1 protein-coding gene is annotated in these 248 nt (G+C 30.6%); it reads left to right on the top strand.

Annotated elements, in window-relative coordinates; translation table 11 throughout:
* The coding region (locus tag FQ668_RS28735; protein ID WP_178097248.1) for a hypothetical protein at nucleotides 1-248 on the top strand (248 nt) is incomplete at both ends.

Below are 248 nucleotides of genomic sequence, written 5' to 3' on the forward strand. Positions count from 1 at the left end.
ATGTATGATACTGCGGCAGTAGCGCCAACAGCAGAAGAGGTACTTGCGGCAATAACTCCTAATAATAAACCAGGATATGAGTTTTACTTTGCTGGTTGGGATAAAACATTTGATAATGTTAAAGAAAATTTAGAAGTAAATGCGATTATTAATGAGAAATTAATTGATTTAATAGTTACTTTAAAAATTAAAGATGAAGAGGTTTATCAATCAGTTCAATATGGTAAACGTATGCAACAATATGTAGT

The sequence above is a fragment of the Pseudomonas sp. Kh14 genome, assembly GCF_900291005.1.
Taxonomy (GTDB): Bacteria; Pseudomonadota; Gammaproteobacteria; order Pseudomonadales; family Pseudomonadaceae; genus Aquipseudomonas; species Aquipseudomonas alloputida.